Source organism: Rathayibacter sp. AY2B3 (assembly GCF_002931755.1).
GTDB lineage: Bacteria > Actinomycetota > Actinomycetes > Actinomycetales > Microbacteriaceae > Rathayibacter.
Genome location: NZ_PSUG01000083.1, coordinates 1 through 3,803 on the forward strand (window position 1 = coordinate 1; position 3,803 = coordinate 3,803).

Consider the following 3,803-nt stretch of genomic DNA (forward strand, 5'->3'; position numbering starts at 1 on the left):
CGGTCGACGTCGGGGAGGAAGAGCTTCTCGACCTTGGCGGGCGGGAAGGGGGTGTCGAAGCCGGCGACCCGGAGGACCGGCGCCTCCAGCGAGAAGAAGGCGCGCTCGGTGACGGTCGCCGCGATCTCGGAGCCGAGGCTCACGTTGGCGGACGCCTCCTGCGCGACGACGAGCCGGCCGGTCCTGCGGACCGAGGCGAGCAGCGGCTCCCAGTCGATCGGGGAGAGCGAGCGCAGGTCGACGACCTCGACGCTCGTGCCCTCCTCGCCCGCGAGCTCGGCGGCCTGGAGGAGGACGGCGACCATCGGGCCCCAGCCGACCAGCGTGACCTCGGTGCCCGGGCGGACGACGCGGCTGGCGTGCAGCGGCGCGGCGGATCCGCTGAGGTCGACGTCGCCCTTGGGCCAGTAGCGGCTCTTGGGCTCGAAGAACATCACGGGGTCGTCCGAGGCGATGGCCTCCTGGATCATCCAGTAGGCGTCGTTCGGGGTCGACGGGCTGACCGCGCGCAGGCCCGCGGTGTGCGCGAAGTACGCCTCGTTGCTCTCCTGGTGGTGCTCGACCGCTCCGATGTGCCCGCCGTAGGGCACGCGGATGACGACGGGCATGGTGATCGCGCCCTCGTGGCGGTTGGTCATCTTGGCCAGCTGCGAGGTGATCTGGTCGAACGCCGGGTAGATGAACCCGTCGAACTGGATCTCGCAGACCGGGCGGAACCCGCGCATCGCGAGACCGATCGCGGTGCCGACGATGCCGGACTCGGCGAGCGGCGTGTCGAGCACGCGCTTCGCCCCGAACTCGGCGTGCAGGCCCTCGGTGATGCGGAAGACGCCGCCCAGGGGGCCGATGTCCTCGCCCATCAGCAGGACGCGGTCGTCCTGCGTCATCGCGCGGCGGAGGCCGGCGTTGAGCGCCTTGGCCATGGACATGGACTCGAGCTGCGACCCGGTGAGGGGCGGCTGCGCGGCCGTCGTGCTGGTGTCGATCGTCATCACTCGCCTCCGAACGATTCTTCGTAGCGCTGCAGCCACGCCTTCTGCTCCTCGACGAGCACGTGCGGCTCCGAGTAGACGTGGTCGAACATGACGCCCGTGGGCGGGACCTCGAGGGCGAGGAGGCGGGCTCGGATGTCCGACGCGAAGTCCTTCGCCTCCTCGTCGACCTCGTCGAAGAAGGACTGCTCCACGCCCTCGCTCCGCAGGTATGCGGCGAAGCGGGTGATCGGGTCCTTCGCGACCCACGAGGCGAGCTCGTCGTCGGTGCGGTACTTCGTCGGGTCGTCGCTCGAGGTGTGCGCGCCGATCCGGTAGGTCAGCGCCTCGATGAACTGGGGGCCTCCGCCGGAGCGGGCGTCCTGCAGGTGCTTCGCGGTGACGGCGTAGCTCGCGAGCACGTCGTTGCCGTCGATCTGCACGCCGGGGATGCCGAAGCCGGAGGAGCGGAGGTAGAGGGGGCTGCGCGACTGCGTGGCCACGGGGACCGAGATCGCGTAGTGGTTGTTCTGGAGGAAGAAGACCTCGGGGGCCTGGTAGCTCGCGGCGAAGACCATCGCCTCGCTGACGTCGCCCTGGCTGGAGGCGCCGTCGCCGAAGTAGACCACGACGGCCGCGTCCTTCTCGGGGTCGCCCGTGCCGGTCGCTCCGTCGAGGGTGAGGCCCATCGCGTAGCCGGTCGCGTGCAGGGCCTGCGAGCCGAGCACCAGCGTGTAGAGGTGGAAGTTCCCGTTCGTCGGATCGGTCGGGTCCCAGCCGCCGTGCGTCGTGCCGCGCAGGAGCGCGAGGACGCCGAGCAGGTCGATGCCGCGGATCTTGCCGACGACGTGCTCGCGGTAGGAGGGGAACACGTGGTCCTGCGGGCGCATCGCGAACGCGGAGCCGACCTGCGCCGCCTCCTGGCCGTGGCTCGGGACCCACAGTCCGAGCTGGCCCTGGCGCTGCAGGTTCGCGGCCTCGGTGTCGAACCGGCGGACCACCGCCATCTCGCGGTAGAAGGAGCGGTGCTGCGCCTCGTCCACCTCGTCGAGGTAGGAGGCGTACGGCTCGGCCGCAGGGGTCGGCGAGAACCGCCCGTCCGCGGAGAGGAACTGGACAGTCGGCGACTCCGTGCTGGTGGCTACCACCCGACTAACCTATCCGTCTCGCGGGGTGGCCCTCGGGGAGGGAAGCCACAATCTCGGCCGCCGCGCTGAGGAGCTTGTCGACAGAGCGCGCCTCGCCGACGGAGACGCGGATCCCCTCCGGCGGGAACGCGCGGACCACGACCCCGGCGCGCTCGAAGACCTCGGCGGCGCGCGCCGTGTCCTCGCGGGTGTCGAACCAGAGGAAGTTCGCCTGCGACTCCGGGATCGTCCAGCCCTGGTCGAGGAGCGCCCGCCAGAGGTCGTCGCGGAGGCGGGTGATGCGGTGGACGCGCTCGAGGAGCTCCTCGCGGTGCTCGAGGGAGGCGACCGCCGCGGTCTCGGCGAACCGGGTGACCGAGAGCGGGATGGCGGTGGAGCGGGCGGCGTCGAGGATCCGCGTGTGGCCGATCGCGTAGCCGACGCGGAGGCCGGCGAGGCCGTACGCCTTGGAGAAGGTGCGGGCGATCACGAGGTTCGGGTAGCGGCCGAGCAGGCGGGTGCCGTCCACGGCCCGCTCGTCGTCGACGAATTCGGCGTAGGCCTCGTCGAGGAGCACGAGGACGTCTCCCGGGACGCGCTCGAGGAGCGCCTCGACGTCGTCGGCGGTGGCGACCGTGCCGGTGGGGTTGTTCGGGCTGCAGACGATCAGCAGGCGGGTGCGCTCCGTGACGGCCTGCGCCATGGCGTCGAGGTCGTGGGTGTCGTCGGCGCGCAGCGGCACGCGCACGCTGGTGGCGCCCGCGGTCGTGACGAGCGAGGGGTAGGCCTCGAACGAGCGCCAGGCGTGGACGACCTCGTCGCCCGGGCCCGCCGCCGCGGTGATGAGCTGGGCGATGACCGCGACGGAGCCGGCTCCGACGATCACCTCCTCGATCGGGACGCCGTACTCCGCGGCGAGCGCCGTGCGCAGGGCTGTCGCGGCCGCGTCCGGGTACCGGTTGAAGTCGTCCACCTCGCGGACCCGCGCGAGCACGGAGGGCAGCGGGTCGAACGGGTTCTCGTTGGAGGAGAGCTTGAAGGCGTCGGCGGCGGCCGCGCGGCCCTGCTTGTAGGCGGGGAGCGCCAGGATCTCGGGGCGGAGGCGGACGGGAGGCTCCTGCTGGTCGGTCACCCGCCCCATGCTAGGCGGCGCGGCGGTGGACGCCCCGCCGTCCCGCGCGCGCCGCCCCCGCCCTCGAGTGGTGCTCGGCGAGCCCCCTTCCCCGCGGTCGAGCGCCGCCGGTGCGGCCCGGAGGTGCGGCCGACCCGGGTCTCGGATGCACGAACCGCCCCACTGACCGGCACCCACGGCGGCCGTCCCCCGATTAGGGTGCAGTGATGCGGAGTCGAGGGCGAGCCGAGCGGCGCGGGGGTGCGCGCCCGCTCCTCCGGGGCGCCACGGCCGCGATCGCCCTGCTCGTCGCCGCCGGCGCGCTCACCGGGTGCACGCCCGCCGCGGAGGGCACGCAGGCGACCCCGACGCTCCGGGAGACGTCCATCGACGTGGCCGCTCCCCCGGCCTACACCGCCGCGCGCGAGGCCGGTCTCGCGCTGCGGGACGACTCGCTCGCGCTCCTCACCGCGACCGACGGCACCGTCGCGGGCGCGGCCCGCACCGATCTGCTGGTGGCGATCGGTGCCCTCAACGCAGCGCTCGAGGGAGTCTCGGCCGACGCGATCACCACCGCGACGACCGCGGCCGGGG

3 protein-coding genes and 1 pseudogene are annotated in these 3,803 nt (G+C 73.0%); 1 reads left to right on the forward strand and 3 read right to left on the reverse strand.

The window, feature by feature from the left end:
- From C5C24_RS17250 to hisC, 3 genes are all read right to left on the reverse strand, one after another.
- Nucleotides 1–929: alpha-ketoacid dehydrogenase subunit beta (locus C5C24_RS17250; RefSeq protein ID WP_181134164.1), on the reverse strand; the 929-nt coding region annotated here is incomplete at its 3' end.
- 62 nt (nt 930–991) lie between these two features.
- The gene (locus C5C24_RS17255) at nt 992–2,119 is read right to left on the reverse strand and encodes a thiamine pyrophosphate-dependent dehydrogenase E1 component subunit alpha (protein WP_104305554.1); all 1,128 of its coding nucleotides are present in this window, start codon (nt 2,117–2,119) and stop codon (nt 992–994) included.
- 4 nt (nt 2,120–2,123) lie between these two features.
- Nucleotides 2,124–3,239, reverse strand: a complete 1,116-nt coding sequence (gene hisC, locus C5C24_RS17260) for a histidinol-phosphate transaminase (protein ID WP_104305555.1) — start codon at nt 3,237–3,239, stop codon at nt 2,124–2,126.
- A 197-nt stretch (nt 3,240–3,436) separates the two neighbouring features.
- Here hisC and C5C24_RS17265 point away from each other — a divergent pair.
- Nucleotides 3,437–3,803 (forward strand): annotated as a pseudogene (locus C5C24_RS17265) (hypothetical protein); the annotation flags it as partial.

Coding starts and splice junctions, on each gene's coding strand:
- hisC (WP_104305555.1), bottom strand. CDS start 3,239: ATGGGGCGGGTGACCGACCAGCAGGAGCCTCCCGTCCGCCTCCGCCCC.